General features: G+C 63.8%; 16 protein-coding genes. 10 read left to right on the forward strand and 6 right to left on the reverse strand.

Features of this window, described 5'->3' with window-relative positions; all coding sequences use genetic code 11:
- Positions 1-2 precede the first annotated feature (2 nt).
- The 4 genes from HAHE_RS14265 (at position 3) to HAHE_RS14280 (ending at position 6,550) form a co-directional block, all read left to right on the forward strand.
- On the forward strand, positions 3-3,020 hold the full coding sequence (locus tag HAHE_RS14265) for a M66 family metalloprotease (RefSeq protein WP_338685360.1): 3,018 nt from the start codon (positions 3-5) through the stop codon (positions 3,018-3,020).
- Between the two features lie 154 nt (positions 3,021-3,174).
- Positions 3,175-5,049, forward strand: a complete 1,875-nt coding sequence (thrS, locus tag HAHE_RS14270; RefSeq protein WP_338685361.1) for a threonine--tRNA ligase — start codon at positions 3,175-3,177, stop codon at positions 5,047-5,049.
- A gap of 131 nt (positions 5,050-5,180) precedes the next feature.
- Positions 5,181-5,873 carry a translation initiation factor IF-3 gene (gene infC, locus HAHE_RS14275; protein ID WP_338690821.1) on the forward strand — a complete coding sequence of 231 codons (693 nt, stop codon included), beginning with the start codon at positions 5,181-5,183 and terminating at the stop codon, positions 5,871-5,873.
- On the forward strand, positions 5,870-6,550 hold the full coding sequence (locus tag HAHE_RS14280; protein ID WP_338685362.1) for an HAD hydrolase-like protein: 681 nt from the start codon (positions 5,870-5,872) through the stop codon (positions 6,548-6,550). The genes infC and HAHE_RS14280 overlap by 4 nt, the downstream gene beginning before the upstream one ends.
- Here the strand turns inward: HAHE_RS14280 and HAHE_RS14285 are convergent.
- Complete coding sequence (locus tag HAHE_RS14285; protein ID WP_338685363.1) at positions 6,538-7,236, reverse strand: prolyl oligopeptidase family serine peptidase; 699 nt, start codon at positions 7,234-7,236, stop codon at positions 6,538-6,540. The two genes, HAHE_RS14280 and HAHE_RS14285, sit on opposite strands and share 13 nt — an antisense overlap.
- 92 nt (positions 7,237-7,328) lie before the next feature.
- Between HAHE_RS14285 and HAHE_RS14290 the strand changes: the two genes are divergently transcribed.
- Together HAHE_RS14290 and HAHE_RS14295 are read left to right on the forward strand one after the other, a co-directional pair.
- Positions 7,329-8,105, forward strand: coding sequence for a DUF4339 domain-containing protein (locus HAHE_RS14290; RefSeq protein WP_338685364.1), 777 nt, complete (start codon positions 7,329-7,331; stop codon positions 8,103-8,105).
- Between the two features lie 38 nt (positions 8,106-8,143).
- Positions 8,144-9,721, forward strand: coding sequence for an NAD(P)/FAD-dependent oxidoreductase (locus HAHE_RS14295; RefSeq protein WP_338685365.1), 1,578 nt, complete (start codon positions 8,144-8,146; stop codon positions 9,719-9,721).
- A 110-nt stretch (positions 9,722-9,831) separates the two neighbouring features.
- Here the strand turns inward: HAHE_RS14295 and murI are convergent, their stop codons facing one another.
- From murI to HAHE_RS14315, 4 genes are all read right to left on the reverse strand, one after another.
- A complete protein-coding gene (gene murI, locus HAHE_RS14300) occupies positions 9,832-10,629 on the reverse strand; it encodes a glutamate racemase (RefSeq protein ID WP_338685366.1) in 798 nt (265 codons plus the stop codon).
- Between the two features lie 132 nt (positions 10,630-10,761).
- A complete protein-coding gene (locus tag HAHE_RS14305) occupies positions 10,762-11,160 on the reverse strand; it encodes a hypothetical protein (RefSeq protein WP_338685367.1) in 399 nt (132 codons plus the stop codon).
- Positions 11,161-11,164: 4 nt separating this feature from the next.
- Entirely contained in the window at positions 11,165-11,641 is a 477-nt protein-coding gene (locus tag HAHE_RS14310) for a hypothetical protein (RefSeq protein WP_338685369.1), read from the reverse strand.
- 150 nt (positions 11,642-11,791) lie between these two features.
- Positions 11,792-12,853, reverse strand: coding sequence for a 3-deoxy-7-phosphoheptulonate synthase (locus HAHE_RS14315; RefSeq protein ID WP_338685372.1), 1,062 nt, complete (start codon positions 12,851-12,853; stop codon positions 11,792-11,794).
- Between the two features lie 98 nt (positions 12,854-12,951).
- Here HAHE_RS14315 and HAHE_RS14320 point away from each other — a divergent pair, with 98 nt between their 5' ends.
- The 4 genes from HAHE_RS14320 to HAHE_RS14335 all read left to right on the forward strand — a co-directional run bounded on the left by HAHE_RS14320 (position 12,952) and on the right by HAHE_RS14335 (position 17,201).
- Positions 12,952-14,064 (forward strand): TIGR00730 family Rossman fold protein, encoded by a 1,113-nt coding sequence (locus tag HAHE_RS14320; RefSeq protein WP_338685374.1) that lies wholly within the window; start codon positions 12,952-12,954, stop codon positions 14,062-14,064.
- Entirely contained in the window at positions 14,064-14,795 is a 732-nt protein-coding gene (locus tag HAHE_RS14325) for a TlyA family RNA methyltransferase (protein WP_343218212.1), read from the forward strand. The genes HAHE_RS14320 and HAHE_RS14325 overlap by 1 nt, the downstream gene beginning before the upstream one ends.
- A gap of 168 nt (positions 14,796-14,963) precedes the next feature.
- Positions 14,964-15,818, forward strand: a complete 855-nt coding sequence (locus tag HAHE_RS14330; protein ID WP_338685376.1) for an NAD(+)/NADH kinase — start codon at positions 14,964-14,966, stop codon at positions 15,816-15,818.
- An 87-nt stretch (positions 15,819-15,905) separates the two neighbouring features.
- Positions 15,906-17,201 (forward strand): aminopeptidase P N-terminal domain-containing protein, encoded by a 1,296-nt coding sequence (locus HAHE_RS14335; RefSeq protein ID WP_338685377.1) that lies wholly within the window; start codon positions 15,906-15,908, stop codon positions 17,199-17,201.
- 12 nt (positions 17,202-17,213) lie between these two features.
- On the opposite strand, the gene HAHE_RS14340 is transcribed toward HAHE_RS14335, so the two are convergent.
- Positions 17,214-17,903 (reverse strand): DUF1080 domain-containing protein, encoded by a 690-nt coding sequence (locus HAHE_RS14340; protein WP_338685378.1) that lies wholly within the window; start codon positions 17,901-17,903, stop codon positions 17,214-17,216.
- Positions 17,904-17,909: the final 6 nt, after the last annotated feature.

Genomic DNA, 17,909 nt, shown 5'->3' on the forward strand with positions numbered 1-17,909 from the left:
CAATGAAACCCTTGCATGCGATCCACTTCATACCGGCCGCCCTACTTGCGGCGATCGGCACCGCTGCCGCCGTTTCGATCGATGCGGTCTATTTCGGCCAGACCCATCTGCAAACTCCGGATCACCCGTATTTCGGCCTCGTCGGCGAGCGCGAGTGCCTCATCAAGGCTCACGTCACGGATCCGGCGACGCCCGCGTCCCCGGCGGTGACGGCCGTGCTCAGCCTTGGCGGCAACACCCTCAATCTGCCGCTCACCGGCCCTGCTTCGCTGTCCGCCTCGATTCCCGACGGGCTTGGCGTCGTCGAGCACTCGTTCGCGAACACCTTCACCGCGACGATTCCGCCCGAGTGGGTGAAGACCGGTCTCGAGGTGACCGTGGATGCTGGATCCGACAGCGTGAATTTCACCGACATGAAAGTGGGAGCGCCGACCAAGATCGTCATGACGATGTTCGACGTGCAGTACTTCAACGACACGAACGGCGACTATCCTGCGGGAACCTTTGACGAACTTGAGGCGAAGTGGCCGGTGTCGGATCTCGAGATCCGTCGTATCCCGCACGTCATTTTCCGTGAACTCGTGATCCCGCCGCGGTCGGACGTGGGCGCCGAGGCGGTGCGGGTGTCATCGCCGGGCGATTATACCGCGCAGACGGGACTTGGTTTCGACGGTGAACAGGCCGCCGCGCTGGCATGGAACGGGGCCCTGAAGCGGGCGTCGGGGCGGAGTGGTCGGACCAGTCTCTACTACACCAACATCTACAACGTGAATGCCGGCGGTCAGGCAGGTGGCTTCGCGGGCGTCGGCAACGGCACCTCCCAAGGGATCCTGATCCACGAACTGGGCCATGCCCTATCGCTGCCGCATTGGGGCGACAACGCCGCCTATCCCTACAAGGGCGACATGCATGGCATCCTCGCTCCGGCAAACTACAACGGGACCCATGCCGGGCCGGTTTGGGGCTACGACCTACGAACGCAGACCTTCATTCCCTGCACCGTGCAGCCGGGAAACGTCGGCGGCAAACCCGCAGGCACTTACAAGGTGGATCCGATGCAGGGCGGCGGCAACGGCTGGCAGGAACCCGGTTTCCTGATGAACCACTACTCCGACTACTCGGCCTTCAGGATGCGCGATTATCTCCATGGCCACGTGTTGGTCTGGAACCCGTCGCTCAATTCGTACGCCTCGTGGAACCAGACCGCTGGCGATTACACCAACACGGTCTCGAACAACGGTGTGCGGTATCCGGTGGTGCGGGACACCGAGGTGATCAGCGTCATGGCCTCGATCTCGGGAGCCAAGCCGGACGTCAACATGGTCTATCCACCGATCGGACCCTACACCAGCGGACTCATCGAACTGTTCGATCCCCGCGTTGCCTCCGACCGGGCTGCGGCGGTCTCCACCGGCTTCGCGCCGGGCGGCGGCTGTGATGTCAGTCTGAGGGTCATGCAGGGTGGTGTGGAAAAGATCTACATGCTCGCCGCACCCTGGGAACCCGGTGCCAATCTACTCAGCGGAGGCAGCCTGAAAACCGAAGCGATCAACCTGCCGGCGGCAGACGGAGCCGTCACGCTGGCGGAACTGCTCTATACGCCCGACGCGGAAGCCATCGGGCTGCCTGCCGACCCGCAGGTGCTTGCCACCTGGGCCCCGGTGAATCCTGATCCCGCCGGGTTTGAGGCTCCGCCGGCTGCCGGAAGTTCGAGCCTCATCAGCATGACTGCCTTCGCCGGTACAAGCGACGAGGGATCGGTCGAATACCTGTTTACCGAAACCAGTGGCAATCCCGGCGGCACGTCGAGCGGCTGGCAGAGCAATCCGGTCTACACGGATACCGGTCTGCAACCGTCCACCACCTACACCTACACCGTGACCATGCGCGCGGGTAGCTTCACCGGCCGGCCTTCGGCTCCCGAAGCGGCCACCACGGACGCCGCCGGCCTGCCCGGTGCCATCACCTTTGACGGCTTCGTTTCCGACTACCTCCCGGGCAACACCAAGACCTTCACTTTCGATGCCAGCGGCTCCGACAAGCTGGTCCTGATCGTTTCGGGGGAACACAGCAACCCGGGAAGCACCGCGGGAGATGTGGTGAGTGCCACCTACGACGGCGTTCCGCTGATCAAGGCGGTGGAACAGGATCCGGTTGGATCGACCCTGCAGACGACCTCGGATCTCTGGTATCTTGACGATCCGGGTTCCGTTCATTCGGCGGGTCAGATCGTCTTTTCGGTCACCGGAAACGGAAACAACTATGTGCACACCGCGATCGGTCTCTCGGGTACCTCACCCGGTTTCAACGGTGCCTCCGCGATCGCGACCGGAACTTCGAGTGTGGACATGAATGTGTCGGCCTCGAACTCGCTGGTGATCTCCTGGCTCACCCTCGGAGGCAGCGGGAACACCGCCTCGACGGCGACCTCGGTGCAGGCCGCTTCGCCGGCGGAGGCGGTCACCTTCGGCGGCGCGAAGACGGGCGGCAACTACGCCGGACATGTGCTGGCGCGATCGACGGACCTCACCCCGGGATCCAATACATTCTCATTCAACACCGGTCTCACCGACGTGCTCTGCCTGTCGGCCGAGTTCCTCGCGGCGGAGATCCCGGTGACCAGCCCGTACGAACTGTGGGCCGCTACCAACGCGCCGACGGGCGGTCCGGACGACGATGATGACGGCGACGGCGTGCGCAACGCGGTCGAGTTCGTGCTGGGTGGCCTGAACACGACCTCCGAACTCGGCAATCTTCCCACCGTCCAATCCAGCGGCAGCGACGTCACCTTCACCTTCATCCGAGACCGGGCGTCCATCGATCCGTCGACTTCGGTCAGCATCGAGGTCGGCACCGACCTTGTCTCGTGGCCGACCGAGTATCCCGTGCCCGATACCCCGACCGCGGGCCCTCCGGTTGCCGTAGTGGACAACCTTGATGGCACCGACACCGTCACTCTCACCGTACCTCGCGACTCGCCCGCGAAATTCGCTCGCCTCAAGGTCCTGATCCTGCCGTAAGCTTTCGCGGAGATGCCGAGAACTCGTCGGATCGAGCTCGGGCGCGCCGATCGCCGATTTGGCGGCTGATCCGGAGGCTCCCGTCCCTCGTGAGGTCGGGCTGCCGGCTTTCGCGGTTGTAAGTTGGGGGCCGGTCTGCTTTTTCCGGGGCCGCATGTCCGAACGGAAGACCCTCGAAGAACGTGAGCAGATGACGGATCTGGAGCGCCTGCGGCACTCCTGCGCGCACGTCATGGCCACCGCGATCCTGCGGATCTGGCCGGATGCCCAGTTCGCTTACGGGCCGCCGGTGGAGAACGGCTTTTACTACGACCTCGAGATGGAGCACCGGCTCTCGCCGGAGGATTTCGAGAAGATCGAGGCGGAGATGCGCAAGGTGGCGAAGGAAAACCAGCGCTTCGAGCGCAAGGTTGTCTCCCGCGAGGAAGCGATCGCGCTCGCCGAGAGCGGGCGTCTCGGCGGCCTGAGCGAGCGGCCGGGCAACCCGAGCCGGTTCAAGCTCGACCTGATCGAGAAGATTCCCGAAGGCGAGGAGATCTCCTGTTTCCAGAATGGCGACTTCATCGACCTGTGCGCCGGTCCGCACGTCGGATCGACGTCAAAGACGAAGCACGCCAAGCTGATGGCGGTGTCGTCGTCCTTCTACATGGGCGACAAGTCGAAGGGCCAGCTCCAGCGGGTCTACGGCACGGCGTTTCCGACGAAGGACGAACTGATGACCCACCTCGAGCGGCTTGAGGAAGCACGCAAGCGGGACCACCGGAAGCTCGGGCGTGAACTGCAGCTGTTCCACATCGATGAGGCGGTCGGCCAGGGGCTCATCCTGTGGAAGCCGAAGGGCGCGCTCGTCCGCCGGCAGCTGCAGGATTTCATAACCGGCGAGCTCGACAAGCAGGGCTACTCGCAGGTCTTCACGCCGCACATCGGCAAGCTCGACCTCTACCGCACGAGCGGGCACTTCCCATACTACCAGGAGAGCCAGTACGCGCCGATTCCCGAGCGCGACACGCTGGAGAAGCTGGCGGATGAGAACGCGACCTGTGACCAGCTGATCAACGGCCTCGAGAGCGGCGAGTACGAAGGCTACCTGCTCAAGCCGATGAACTGCCCGCACCACATCAAGATCTATGCGAGCGAGCACCACTCGTACCGCGATCTTCCGGTTCGTCTGGCGGAGTTCGGAACGGTCTACCGGTGGGAGCAGAGCGGCGAACTCGGCGGCATGACGCGCGTTCGCGGATTCACGCAGGATGATGCCCACCTCTTCTGCACGCCGGATCAGGTCGCCGACGAGATCCGCGGCTGCCTCGGACTGGTGAAGAAGGTGCTGAGCTCGCTCGGGATGGCCGACTACAAGGTCCGCCTCTCGCTGCGCGATCCCGACAGCGACAAGTACGTCGGCTCGCCCGAGAACTGGGACAAGGCCGAGGCGGCGCTGCGCGATGCGGTGACCGAACTCGGTGTGGAATACACCGAAGAGCTCGGCGAGGCGGCCTTCTACGGCCCCAAAATCGACTTCGTGGTGAAGGACGTGATCGGCCGCGATTGGCAGCTCGGCACGGTGCAGGTCGACTACAACCTGCCGGAACGCTTCGGCCTCGAGTATGTCGGTGCCGACAACGCGGTGCACCGTCCGGTCATGATCCACCGTGCGCCGTTCGGATCGCTGGAGCGTTTCACCGGCCTGCTGATCGAGCACTTCGAAGGCAAGTTCCCGACGTGGCTGGCGCCGGAACAGGTCCGCGTGCTGCCGATTTCCGACAAGTTCCTCGAGGACGCCGAAGCCGTCACTGCGAAGCTCGCCGATGCCGGAATCCGGGTCTCGCTCGACCGCAGCTCCGACAAAGTGGGCGCCAAGATTCGCCTTGCCCGGCTGGATCGGGTCCCGTATATGCTCGTGCTAGGCGCTCGCGAGGTCGAGGAGGGGACGGTTTCCGTCCGCCACCGCGACAAAGACGACCTCGGCACCAAGCCGCTTGATGATTTCATTGGAACGATACGCGAGGAAATTGAGAACCGGTCACTTTGAAGACCGGCTCCGACGCTGATGCTCCCATATGACGGGATTGTTGCATCCGAGTTCCACTCATCCCTTCGCGGATTTGCCATGCCTTCGGGCAGGTAGCTCCGTGTCGCACTGAACCGCAACCGACCAGAACCATAGCAAAGAAGAAAAAGAAATTCAACCGGACGCCTCGCGACACCACGCGTGTCAATGATCGCATTCGTGCGCCCCGTGTCCGGGTTGTTCTCCCCGACGGCAGGCAGCTCGGCATCATGAGCTCGCAGGAAGCGCTGAGCAAAGCGAAGCTGGTCGGTTTGGATCTGGTCGAAATTGCCGCCAAGGCGGATCCGCCTGTTTGTCGGATCATCGACTACGGCAAGTACAAGTACGAGCAGGCGAAGCTCAAGAAGCAGGAGAAGAGCGCGAAGAACGCGACCCGGATGAAGGAGATCAAGTTCCGCGTCCGGACCGAGCAGCACGACTACAACATCAAGCTGAACCGCATCGAGAACTTCCTCGAAGAGGGACACAAGGTGCGGGTGGTGCTCCAGTTCCGCGGTCGTGAGAACGCCCACCGCGAGCTCGGCTTCGAGAAACTCGAACGGATCATCGGCGACCTCAAGACGATGGCCCATGTCGACCAGCCGCCCCGTCTCTCGGGCCGGGCTCTGGGTATGACGCTCTCTCCGCTGCCGAAGGCCCAGCAGAAGCGCCACTTCCAGCTGTTCCACGGAGAGCTGGTGGAAGAAGACGACTTCGAGGACGACGAGGAAGATGACGACGAGGAAGTCGTGGCTTCGGACGAGGAATCCTCGGACGAGAACACGGCCGATCGCGCCGAGGCGTGAGCCGTCCCGTCAAACTCTGGCTGTTCGATATCGACGGCACCCTGGTCGACACCGGAGGTGCCGGCATGAAAGCGCTGCAGGATGCGGCGCTTCACTGTTTCGGTGATGTCGGACCCAAGCTGGATCTGGCCGGCAGCACCGATTCGGGCATCGTCCGCGGCATGTTCGACCACTTCGGTCGCGATCCCGAGCCCTCGGGCGTCGAGGGATTCTATGCCCGCTACCTCGAGCGACTTGAATCGAATCTGGCGGGCGGAGACTTCCCCGGCCGAGTTCTTCCCGGGGCGGTGGCCTTGCTGGATCTGCTCGCGGGGCGGGCGGATGTGACGGTCGGCCTGCTGACCGGAAACATCGAGGCGGGCGCCCGCGCGAAGATGCGGCACTTCGGGCTCGATCACCATTTCGGCTTCGGCGCCTACGGCTGCGACCACCACGACCGCAACCGTCTGGGTCCGGTGGCGCTGGCGCGGGCCGAGGCCCACACCGGGCGGAGTTTCTCAGCGGCGGAGACCTTGGTCATCGGCGATACGCCGAAGGACATCGCCTGCGCCCGGGCCATGGGAGCGCGGTGTCTCGCGGTGGCGACAGGGGCGTTTGACGAGGACGGGCTGGCCGATGCCGACCGGGTCGTCGACTCGCTCGAAGCGTCCGCCGCCTGGAGCGACTACCTCGACTGAAGCATCATCCACGCGTAGACCGCCGGGTTCGAATAGGTCCGGGTCCAGCTGTCGTGTCCGACCCCGTCGTAGTAGGTCGCGCGGAAGTCGGTGGCGTCCGCTTTCTCGAGCGCCGCTTCCATCTTCCGGGTGCCATCGACCGGCACGGCTTCGTCGGCCGTGCCATGAAACGCCCAGATCGGCATGTCCTTGAATGCCCCGGCGGTTTTCGGCTCGCCGGCTCCACAAATCGGCACTGCGGAGGCAAAAAGCTCGGGCGCCTTGGCGAGGATATTCCAAGTCCCGAAGCCGCCCATGCTCAGCCCGGTGAGATGAATTCTCTTGGGGTCGATCGATTGCTCCTTCGCCACGTGGCGGATCAGGTCGATCACGTCGTCGGTGTCCCACCACTGGCCGGGCGGGCATTGCGGAGCCAGAAGGACGAATGGCAGTCCGGCTCCTTCCATCGCTTGGGTCGGAGGGCCATGCTTCTTGACCTTCTCAAGGTCGTCCCCCCGTTCTCCCGCCCCATGAAGGAAGACGACCAATGGACGTGGCTTGCCAGCGGGAAGAAGGGCGGGGTCGGGCTCAAACAGCAGGTAGGACAGCTCATGGCCGGAGGAGACCTTGTGGGTTCCTTTGGACTCGGTGGGCGCGGCGCAGAGCGGGATGGTCATGAGAAGAAGGACTTGCAGCAGGTATTTCACCCCGAAGCTACGGAGTTTCGGGCGATTCTCCTGCAAACAACGGCGTCACCCGGAATTTGACCTGAGTCGATATTCAAGATAAACAAAGGGCCATGTCGAAGAAGCAGGACGACTGGTTTGTTTCCCGTGGGGGACAGCGATTTGGTCCCGTCACGTTCACGCAGCTGATGGAGGCCGCCAAGCAGGGTCGTCTCGAGCCGCGGACGGATCTCATCTTCGGCGGAGCCTTGGCCGAATGGACGCCGGCCGGCGATGTGGATGGAGTTTTCGAACGCAAGGAGCGCAGGAAGGAAGAGCCGGCACGCCGTGGCCACCGGGCGCCCGACAACTCTCTGGCGGACAGCGGCAGCTACGACTCCGACTCCCAGCCGAAGACGAAGCTGCACCTGCCCGGCGCGACGCGGCTCGGCTATTTCCTCGGAGTCACCGTGTTGCCGACGATCCTCGCGATCGGATTCGCCCGGTTCATTCCGGAGATCGCGGACATGGTCGGGGAGAAGTTCGCCCAATACACGCCGCTCCTCGTCCTGATCATTCCTTTGCTGGTTCTGGTGATCACCGTGAAGCGTTTCCAGAACCTCGCCATGTCCGGCTGGTGGACGTTCGGGCTGTTGGTTCCGCTGATGAACTGGTGGCTGCAGTATCGCCTGATCTGCTGCCCGACCGGCTACGGATACACGAAGAAGATGGATCCGATCGGCTGGATCCTCGCCGTGCTTTACTGGCTGATTCTGGTCGGTGGTATCGCGGCCTACTTCGTGATCGGTGCGGTGATGATCAACGATCTCATCGAGTCGGGGCAGTTGCAGCAGTTCCGGAATCAGTTCGACGAGCTCAAGGCCGCGATTCCGACGCCGGCGGCGGAATGAGGATTGCGCCGGGGCAGCGCGCCCGCTGAGCTTCCGGCGTGGAAACCGTCGACGTCATCCTGTCGCTGGAAGCATCCGAGGATGCCGAGGCCTGGAAGCGTGCGGCTGCGAAGCGTCTCGGTATCGAGCCGTCGCGGGTTGGTGAGGTCCGGCTGCTGAAGCACTCGATCGATGCCCGCAAGCGGCCGGTGAAGGTGCAGCTGCGGCTTGAGGTGGCGCTCGATGGCGCCTTGCCGGAGACGCCTCTACCGACGTGGTCCGCACCTCCTTTGCCGTCCGGCGCGCGGACGGTGGTGATCGTCGGCTGCGGTCCGGCAGGGATGTTCGCGGCCCTGCGTTGCCTTGAGCTGGGGATGAAGCCGGTGGTGCTCGAGCGCGGCAAGGATGCCAGCTCGCGGCGCTTTGATCTCGCTCCGATCCTGCGGGAAGGCCGGGTGGTCGAGGACTCGAACTACTGCTTCGGCGAAGGCGGCGCCGGGACGTTCTCCGACGGCAAACTCTACACCCGGGCAACCAAGCGCGGGCCGGTGCGCAAGGTTTACGAGGTTCTGGTCGCGCACGGCGCGCCGGAGCGGATCCTGATCGATTCCCATCCCCACATCGGCTCGAACCTGTTGCCCAAGGTGGTGATGGCGATGCGCGAGTCGATCCGCGCCGCAGGTGGCGAGGTGCATTTCGGCGCGAAGGTGACCGGCTTGCTCCGCAGCGGCGGTCGGCTGCGTGGCGTCGAGGTTGCCGACGGTCGCGAGTTTGTCGGCGACGCGGTGATCCTTGCGACCGGTCACAGCGCGCGGGACATCTACCGGTTGCTGGCGGAGGAGTCGGTGCTGATGGAAGCCAAGCCGTTCGCGGTTGGCGTGCGCATCGAGCATCCGCAGCCGTTCATCGACCGTTGCCAGTATCACCTCCGGAAGGAGGAGTCGCGTCCACGACTGCTGCCGGCGGCGAGGTATGCGCTGGCGACGAAGATCGACGACCGTGGCGTGCACTCGTTTTGCATGTGCCCCGGTGGTTGGATCGTGCCGGCGGCGACCGAGAACGATGAGGTGGTGGTCAACGGGATGAGCCTTTCCCGTCGCGATTCGCCCTTCGCCAACTCGGGGCTGGTGGTGACAGTCGAGCCGGAAGACGTGGCGCCGTTTGGAAAGGAGCACGGGATCCTCGCCGGGATCGCCTACCAGAAGGATCTCGAACGGAAGGCCAAGGCGGCGGGCGGCGGTGGACAGGTGGCGCCTGGTCAACGGGTCGCGGATTTCCTGAACGGGCGTGTCTCGGACGACCTGCCGGAGATGAGCTATTTCCCCGGAGGCAATTCGGTGCCGCTGCACGAGATCATGCCGAAGGGGATTGTCCGGCGGATGCGCGAGGGTTTGCGGCTGTTTGACCGTCGGATCCGGGGCTATGCGGGGAAGGAGGCGTTGCTTCTCGGTTTCGAAACGCGGACAAGTTCGCCGTTGCGGGTTCCCCGTGAAAAGGAATCGCTCGAGCATCCGGAGTTGAGCGGCCTGTTTCCCTGCGGGGAAGGAGCGGGGTATGCCGGTGGGATCGTCAGTGCCGCGCTGGATGGGATGCGTGTGGCCGAAGCCGTCGAAGCGGTTCGCCACGGTGGTTCGTAGATCCGCGGACCGCGCAAGCCCACTTGCGCATCTGGAGCCCGAGGCGAGTTACCAACCAGAGACCGCCTGAAGGCGGGACTACGAACCACCGTCGCGCGCTTGCAGGGTCGCTACAGAATCGCCCGTCGGATCTTTCCGGGAGGGTGGGCGAGGAAGCGGCGGGCGAGCATTTCGAATTGCTCGGAAAGGTCGGTCAGGTGGATCTGGAGTTTGCCGCGATCCTCGGAGTCGTTGAGCAGGTCGAGACGGTCGAGCTCCGCCTTCAGATGTTCGGCGCAGGTGGTGGCCGAATCGATCAGGCGGACATCGGACGGCAGGAATTTCTCCAATGTCGGCACCAGCAGAGGATAGTGGGTGCAGGCCAGCAGCAGGGCGTCGATGCCCTTGTCGACCATCGGGTCGAGGTAGGTGTGGAGGGCGGCGGTGGTTGCGGCGTGGTCGAGCCAGTCTTCCTCGATCAGCGGGACGAGCAGCGGAGCGGATTGGGCGTGAATGATGAGCCCGGTCTTCCGCTGCGCGAGGGCGTGCTGATAGGCGTGGCTGCGGATCGTGCCGCGGGTGGCGATGATTCCGACGCGGTCGGTGTCGGGGTCGGCGAGCGTGGCTTCGACGCCGGGTTCGATCACGCCGAGGATGGGAACGCGGAAAGTTTCCCGGAGTGCCGGAAGCGCGTGAGCGGTGGCGGTATTGCAGGCGATGACGATCGCCTTCACATGGTGGGAGAGGAGGAAGCGGACGTCTTCGGCGGCGAAGTCGCGGATCGTCTCAGGGCTCTTCGAGCCGTAGGGCACGCGGGCGGTGTCGCCGAGATAGACGATGTCCTCATGCGGCAACAGGCGCTGGGCCGCACGGACCACGGTGAGTCCGCCGACGCCGGAATCAAAGAAGCCGAGGGGCGCGTTGCGCATGGCGCGAGACTCGGAAGAGCGGCGCCGCTAGGCGAGAGAAAAGGGGTGGCGGGGGAATGGACCGCGAGCTTCAGCTCGCCCCGTCGGTCCGGCAGCTTGGGTTCTGGGGCGAGCTGAAGCTCCCGGTCCATCTCAGGACTTCCGCTTCTTTCCCGGGCGGAGCCAGAAGAGCAGGATCAGCAAGATGAAGGGCCAGAGCGGGATGCGAATGCCCTCGGGGTAGCGGAGTTCCCAAGCACGGGTGAAATACATAGCCCGCTCGTAGGTGCGCGGGAGCCAGAAGGGCTGGTGGTTCTCGGCCTCCTCAATGTCCCATGACAGTTTGGTCTTGGGCTTGCCCAGGAAGAAGATATCGCCGGTCTCGAACTCCAGCGCGCCATTGCGGCCGACGATGGCGAATGATGCTCCTTCCAAAGGAACCAAGCTGTCTTTTTCCCAGACGACCGTGAGGGACACGGTGCGGAACAGTGTGAGCGCGAAGAATCCGCCGATGGTGAGCAGCGCGAGCGGGTAGGCAATGGAGCGGCGCATGGGATCAGTCGGAGTAAGCATTCGCCTCACGGCGTTCAGCGCGGATCATGCGGATGAGCCAGAGGATGGCCCAGAGGACGGGTAGGGGCCAGAGGGGGAGGAAGACGCCTTCCCAATCCAACCATTCACGGATGTTCGGAGGCAGTGCCAATCCCCACACCTGCATTTGCTCTTCTGAGCGCTGGACGAGGTGTTCCCACTGCCATCCGGTTCGCAGACTTGATCCGAATCTGTTGTCGACTGTGCCTTCCCAGAAATGCCAACGGATGGATGCCCCGCCGTTGGAAAGCTGAAGTCGGGCAACGAGTTCGTGTCCTTGGTATTCTCCTGATGAAAGAGGTGAGAACTTGCGATGTCCGCCGGTGATGGTCGATTGATGCGTTGCCGAATAAAGGAAAAGCCCGACGAGGAGAAACAACAGGCCCAACCCCACCCAGAACCTTCGGGTCCGGTGGATCCAGAGTTTGGGTCGTTGGGGCATTTGGAGTGAGGTGGCAGAGCGGAGTGGCGACACCGCTTTGGGAGGCGGAAAACCGACGACTCTATCCTAACACCCGCTGCCCCGAAAACCGACGCCAAAGGTGGCGCGAAGCGGCGGACCGGGGCGGTCCGCCCTACCTTCTGGTGGGCCTCATCCGCGGCGCTTGCGGACGGCGACGGCGAACTTCTCGAGGACCTCCACGGTGTCGTCCCAGCCGATGCAGGCGTCGGTGACGCTCTGGCCATGGGTCAGCTTGCTCAGGTCGGGCTGCAGCTTCTGGTTTCCTTCGACGAGGTTCGACTCGACCATCACCGCCGCGACGTCCTTCGAACCACCCGCAATCTGGTTGCAGAGGTTGTCGGCGACGAGGGGCTGGTTGCGGAAGTCCTTCAGCGAGTTGCCGTGCGAGCAGTCGACCATCACGTGAGGCGGCAGCTCCTGTTCGTTGAGCATCGTGATGACTTCGGCGACATCGTTCTTCTCGTAATTTGGGCCCGACTTGCCGCCGCGAAGGATGATGTGGCAGGAGTCGTTGCCAGTGGTCGACACGATCGCCGAAACCCCTTGCTTGGTCACCGAGAGGAAATGGTGGGGACGCGACGACGACTGGATGGCGTCGAGCGCGATCTGGATCGAACCGCCGGTGCCGTTCTTGAAACCGACCGGCATCGAGAGGCCGCTGGCCAGCTCGCGGTGGATCTGGCTTTCGGTGGTGCGCGCGCCGATCGCGCCCCAAGCGATGAGGTCGGCGATGTACTGCGGCGAGATCGTATCGAGGAACTCGGTCCCGGCCGGCACGCCGAGTTCGGCCAGTTCGATCAGCAGGCCGCGTGCGACCTTGAGGCCGTGGTTGATGTCGAAGGAACCGTCGAGGTGCGGATCGTTGATGAGCCCCTTCCAGCCGACCGTCGTGCGTGGCTTTTCGAAGTAGACCCGCATGATGATCTGCAGGTCGTCGCGGTGCTGCTCGATCAGCGGAGCGAGCTTCTTGCCGTACTCGACCGCCGCGGCGGGGTCGTGGATCGAGCAGGGACCGACGATGACCAGCAGCCGGTCGTCCTCGCCCTTGAGAATGGCGTCGGCTTCCTTGCGGGCCCCGGCGACGAGCTCGGAGATCTTTTCCGTGACCGGCTGGAAATAGTTCAGCACCGCCGGGGAAATCAGGGGATTCAGGCCGGAAATGCGGAGGTCGTCGGTGCGCTGCTGGGTCACGGGCCGAGGAAAAGGCAGCGGCTGGCACGTGGCAAGTAGCAAGGGAGTCGCGATTCCTGCCTTGCCAGTCGCCTCGGGGCGCCTGCTACGCTGCGACCATGAGTCACCACGCCCGCAAGTCCCCGGTTCCGGTCGAGCGCGATTTCACGGCCGGTCTGGCGCCTTCGGGGCGGCGTTCGTTCATCGGATCGACGGGCGACGCGGCCCTCGACGAGCGGATCGTCGGGATGGCGAGGGAGGAGGCCGGGGAGACCGGTTACGAACTGCTCGCCGAAATGATGATCACCGCCGTGCGGCTCTCGAAGAGCGCGGTGCTGCCGGGGGACTTCAAGCTGATGAACCGGGCGCTGAAGGAGATGCGCGAGGCCGAGACGGTCTTCGAGCCGTGGCGGGATTTCCGCAAGGTTGCGGTTTTCGGGTCGGCCCGGACCAAGCCCGACGAACCGTCGTATCAGGCGGCCGTCGAGTTCTCGCGGAAGATGCGCGAGCACGAGTTCATGACGATCACCGGCGCGGGTCCGGGCATCATGGCGGCGGGCAACGAGGGGGCAGGTGCGGAGGACAGCTTCGGGCTGAACATCGTGCTGCCTTTCGAGGCGACCGCGAACGAGTTCATCGCGGGCGACGACAAGCTGGTCGAGTTCAACTACTTCTTCACCCGCAAGCTGTCGTTCGTGAAGGAGAGCGATGCCGCCGCGGGCTTCCCCGGCGGCTTCGGAACGATGGACGAGGTCTTCGAGGCACTTACGCTGATACAGACGGGCAAGGCGCAGGTCTATCCGCTGGTACTCGTGGATGAGAAAGGCGGGACGTATTGGAAGTTTTGGGAGCAGTTCGTCCGCGACCACCTTTTGCGGCCGGGCCTGATCTCCGAGGCGGACCTGTCGTTGTTCAAGGTCACCGACGACATCGACGAGGCGGTCGAAGAGGTCGCCGGATTCTACCGGGTCTTCCATTCCTATCGCTATGTCGGCGACAAGCTGGTGATGCGTCTGATGCGCCCGTTGACCGATGCCTCGAGGTCCGATCTCGAGACACGCTTTTCCGATGTGATCAAGGCAGGCGGGATGGAGCAGCGGGGAGCTCTCGATGAGGAATCGAACGAACCGCGGATGAAAGATTTGCCACGATTGGTTTTCCGACATCGTCGCGGCAACTTCGGCCGTCTGCGCGAGTTGATCGACGCGGTGAACCGGGCCCAGACCGACTGATCATGGCGAAGAAGGAACGGGTCGACGTGTTGCTGGTCGAGCGGGGGTTGTGCGACACCCGCGAGCAGGCGAAGCGTCTGGTGCTGGCCGGTGAGGTGAGAAGCGGGGACCGCCGCATCGACAAGCCGAGCAGCAAGCTGCCCGACGACGCACCGCTCGAGCTGAAGGAGAAGCCGAAGTATGTCGGGCGCGGCGGATTGAAGATGGAAGGGGCGCTCGATGCTTTCGGCATCTCGCCGGAGGGCCGGGTCTGTCTGGATATCGGCGCCTCGACCGGCGGCTTCACCGACTGCCTGCTCCAGCGGGGCGCGGAACGGGTGCACGCGATCGACGTGGGAACCAACCAGCTGGTGTGGAAGATCCGCAGCGATCCTCGGGTGATCTCGAAGGAGAAGTTCAATGCGAGGAATTTGGTCGAGGAAGATCTCGGCGAACGGGTCGAGCTGATCGTGATCGATGTCTCGTTCATCTCGCTGACGAAGATCCTGCCGGCGGCCTTCGGTGTGCTCTTGGAAGGAGGCTCGATTGTCTGCCTGATCAAGCCTCAGTTCGAGTTGGAGCGGGAGGACATCGGCAAGGGCGGGATCGTGCGCGATCCGGAACTTCACGAGCGGGCGGTGGAGAAGATCCGCGCGTTTGTTGGAGAACTCGGACGCGAGTGGAAGGGCGTCATCGACTCACCGATCACCGGGACCGACGGGAATCGCGAGTTTCTGGCGTGGTTGGCGTAGGCTGTTCGAAATTTAGGGACGACCGCCCCCGGTCGTCCGCTACGCGAATCCCCAAGGATATCCGCACTTGAACGCCAGATCGGCAGCAACAGCGGACGAGCGGGGCGCTCGTCCCCACCTTTTCAGCCATGCCTTGCGGCGGCCCGCCCGGGCGGTTAGAACGGGATCATGAAAGTCGGTCTCATTGCCAACCCCCACAAGTCCGGGGCCAGGAAAACCCTCGAGGGTCTTGCTGTGGCACTGAGGGCGAAGGGACTGACACCGATTTATGAGAAAGCCACGGCGGGGCTGGCCGGAGTCGATGGCGGCATTCCGGGCCGGGAGCTTTCGAAGGAGGCGGATGTGGTCGCTGTCCTCGGGGGCGATGGCACCATGCTCCACGCGATGGCCACCCTGGGCGGCTGCGACAAGCCGATCGCCGGCATCAATCTCGGGAATCTCGGGTTTCTGACGAGTTGCACCGACGGCGAGGTCGATGATTTCGCCGAGGCGCTGTGCTCGGGGAACTTCGCCACGAGCCGGCGGACGCTGCTCGCGGCCCGTGTCGAGCGGGACGGAGGCCGGTCGCATGACTTGCTGGCGCTGAACGAGGCAGTTCTGGCACGGGGTCAGACCGGCCGGTTGGTCGCGCTGCGTGCGATCGTCGATGGCGAACTGCTCAACCACTACCGGGCGGACGGCCTGATTGTCGCCACTCCGACCGGCTCCACCGCCTACTCGCTTTCGGCCGGAGGTCCACTCATCAGCCCCTCGGCCGGAGTCTTCGTGATCACGCCGATTTGCCCTCACACGCTCAGCCAGCGATCGCTGGTGGTCGATGATGACGTCACGATCGAGTTGGCGCCGGAGGAACCGTCCGACGGCCCGATGCTGTTCACGGTCGATGGCAGGGACTGCGTCGAGGTCGAGTCGGGGGACCGGGTATTGGTTCGGAAAGCCGACCAGGACCTGCACCTGCTGAGGCTTGAGGGGCGCTCGTTCTACGCAGCCCTCCGGCAGAAGCTGAACTGGCGGGGCGGCTGATTGCCTGATTGCCAAGGGGTTCCTGCCTTTTCACCCTTTGTTCGTGAATGGGTTTGCCCGGCCATCGGGCATTCGTTGAACTCCGCCATGCGCTACGACCCGATCGACCCCCAGCTGTTCGTCCGCAACCGCGCCCGACTTCGGAAACTTCTAAAGCCGAACAGCATCGTCATCGTTCACTCGAACGACATTTTTCCGACGAATGCCGACGGGGTCATGCCGCACAAGCAGAATGCCGATCTGTTCTACCTGACGGGCGTGGACCAGGAGAACACCGTGCTGGTGCTCATGCCCGACGCGGGCGACGAGCGGGAGCGCGAGATTCTTTTCGTGACCGAAACCAGCGAGCACATCGCGGTGTGGGACGGCGAGAAGCTGACCAAGGAGCAGGCGAAGGAGCGAACCGGGATCGAACGAGTCGAGTGGGTCGAGGGCTTCGAAGGTTGGCTGCACCGTCTGATTCCCCAGGTCGATCACATCTACCTCGCGACCAACGAACACCTGCGGGCCGCGGTGGTGGTCGAGACCGCCAACGACCGCTTCATCAAGAAGTGCAAGGCACGCTATCCGCTCCACCACTACGAGCGCCTCGCGCCGCTGATGCACCGCCTGCGGATGATCAAGGATCAGGAAGAGCTCAAGTTCATCCAAAAGGCCTGCGACATCACCGAGGCCGGTTTCCGGCGCCTGCTCGGCTTCATCAAGCCGGGCGTGGGCGAGTGGGAGATCGAGGCCGAGCTGATGCACGAGTTCCTGCGTCGGGGTTCCCGCGGGTTCGCCTACAACCCGATCATCGGCAGCGGCAAGAATGCCTGCGTGCTGCACTACATCGAGAACGACAGTGTCTGCGAGGACGGCCAGATGGTCCTGATGGACGTGGCGGCCGAGTACGGCGGATGGGCGTCCGACATGACCCGGACGGTGCCCGTGAACGGCCGGTTCACCGAGCGCCAGCGTGCCGTCTATGACTCGGTGCTGCGCGTGCTGCGGGCCGCCAACGAGATCCTGCGGCCTGGCAACACGCCGATCGAGTATCAGAAGCAGGTCGTCGAACTGATGGAGGCGGAACTTGTGAATCTCGGCCTGATCAGCGCCAAGGAGGCGAAGGAGCAGGGCAAGGACAAGCCGCTGGTGAAGAAGTACTTCATGCATGGTACTTCCCACCACATGGGGCTCGATGTCCACGACGTGGCGCCGCCGCACGAGCCGTTCGCCGAGGGCATGGTTTTCACCATCGAGCCCGGCATCTACATCCGTGAGGAAGGACTGGGAGTCCGGCTCGAGAACGACGTGGTGATCGGTGCCGACTTGAACTTCGACCTGATGGGCAACATCCCGATCGAGGCCGACGAGATCGAGGAACTGATGAACGCCGGTCGCTGACCGGCATTCGGATTACAGCTCTTTGATCCGGACCGTCCGGAAGGCGACCTTGTCGCCGTGGTCCTGAAGGCAGATGTGCCCTTCGGGCATCTTGTTGAACTTGTCCCAGTTCGCGAACTTCGACTTGGCGAGCATCTCCTTCCACTCGTCGGTCGAGGTGTCGACCTCGGCGGTGGTCGTGCCGTTCACGGTCAGGGTGATCTTGCTGCCTTCGATGCGGATGCTGCCGTCATTCCATTCGCCGGCCGGCTTCGACCACTCGGCCTTGCCGGGAACGAGGTCGTAGAAGGCGCCCGCGATGTTGCCCTTCTTGATCTCGTGCTGGTAGCCGGTCTTGGCGTTGGAATCGAGGATCTGGTACTCGGGGCCGGTCAGGTAGGGAGGGCCGTCGATCTCCGCGACATGCCACATGATGCCCGAGTTGCCTTCAGGGGCGATCTTGAACTGGAACCGCAGCTCGAAGTCCTTGTACTTCGCGTCGGTGATCAGGTCGCCGCCGCCCTTGGCGGTGAGCGTGATCGCGCCGTCCTCGACGACCCACTTGTCCTTCGGTTTCTCCTGCTTGTAGGTGCGCCAGCCGTCGAGCGACTTGCCATCGAAGATCAGCTCGAAACCGTCCTTTTTTTCCTCGGGAGTAAGGGTGTTCGGTTCGGCGGCGAGAAGCGGAAGGGATCCGGCGATGAGTAGGAGCGGGGCTTTCATATCCGG

It is taken from the genome of Haloferula helveola (assembly GCF_037076345.1).
GTDB classification, from domain to species: domain Bacteria; phylum Verrucomicrobiota; class Verrucomicrobiia; order Verrucomicrobiales; family Akkermansiaceae; genus Haloferula; species Haloferula helveola.

Coding starts and splice junctions, on each gene's coding strand:
- HAHE_RS14265 (WP_338685360.1), top strand. CDS start 3: ATGAAACCCTTGCATGCGATCCACTTCATACCGGCCGCCCTACTTGCG.
- HAHE_RS14310 (WP_338685369.1), bottom strand. CDS start 11,641: ATGCCCCAACGACCCAAACTCTGGATCCACCGGACCCGAAGGTTCTGG.
- HAHE_RS14330 (WP_338685376.1), top strand. CDS start 14,964: ATGAAAGTCGGTCTCATTGCCAACCCCCACAAGTCCGGGGCCAGGAAA.
- HAHE_RS14335 (WP_338685377.1), top strand. CDS start 15,906: ATGCGCTACGACCCGATCGACCCCCAGCTGTTCGTCCGCAACCGCGCC.
- murI (WP_338685366.1), bottom strand. CDS start 10,629: ATGCGCAACGCGCCCCTCGGCTTCTTTGATTCCGGCGTCGGCGGACTC.
- thrS (WP_338685361.1), top strand. CDS start 3,175: ATGTCCGAACGGAAGACCCTCGAAGAACGTGAGCAGATGACGGATCTG.
- HAHE_RS14290 (WP_338685364.1), top strand. CDS start 7,329: ATGTCGAAGAAGCAGGACGACTGGTTTGTTTCCCGTGGGGGACAGCGA.
- HAHE_RS14320 (WP_338685374.1), top strand. CDS start 12,952: ATGAGTCACCACGCCCGCAAGTCCCCGGTTCCGGTCGAGCGCGATTTC.
- HAHE_RS14305 (WP_338685367.1), bottom strand. CDS start 11,160: ATGCGCCGCTCCATTGCCTACCCGCTCGCGCTGCTCACCATCGGCGGA.
- HAHE_RS14340 (WP_338685378.1), bottom strand. CDS start 17,903: ATGAAAGCCCCGCTCCTACTCATCGCCGGATCCCTTCCGCTTCTCGCC.